Source organism: Vibrio nereis NBRC 15637, assembly GCF_001591105.1.
In the GTDB taxonomy this organism is placed as follows: domain Bacteria; phylum Pseudomonadota; class Gammaproteobacteria; order Enterobacterales; family Vibrionaceae; genus Vibrio; species Vibrio nereis.
This window is the reverse complement of the sequence record NZ_BCUD01000065.1, coordinates 1-532: the sequence shown is the minus strand read 5'-3', so window position 1 is coordinate 532 and position 532 is coordinate 1. Positions and strand designations below refer to the sequence as shown.

The window sequence follows — 532 nt, the reverse complement described above, 5'->3', positions numbered from 1 at the left end:
GAGGCACGCAATACCAAAGCCGCAGCATACCGCCTTAATCACTAAAACCAACGCATAGTAAAAATGCCACGCGTGCCGAATCACTCTTAAATTGTTTGTTAGTTGCCTTTTAACCGAGCAACCTTTCTAAAGCTGATGAGATGAGCCCCTGAGCCTGGGCAGAAAGAAGCACAGTACCTATAGTTACTAAATCAGCAGATGTGCCTAACCACTGCAACAGTGATGATTTTTGCAAGCTATCAATTCGTTCATTACTTGGAAGGTCTTGATTGCCTTCTAGAATTTTCATAGCGTCGATTAGATACTCCGGTGGAGTATTTTCAGGTAAACCAAGTGACTTCATTAAATTTGGAGGATCGCGTAATTCGATGGCTTTTTGGGTGTTGGTTATTTCAAGGCCATCGGCATTTATATGCGCGTCTTTCGGAGCACTTATTCCGGTACCACATCTATCAATTTTTACGTTTTTTAGATTTAACATGTCCTTTCCTCCCTTCCCATTTTTTCGATAATTTGATTGGCAACTAACGCC

General features: G+C 41.7%; 1 protein-coding gene. It reads right to left on the bottom strand.

Annotated elements, in window-relative coordinates; all coding sequences use genetic code 11:
* Window positions 1-109: 109 nt before the first annotated feature.
* Window positions 110-532: hypothetical protein (locus VNE01S_RS18810; protein ID WP_245649921.1), on the bottom strand; the 423-nt coding region annotated here is incomplete at its 5' end.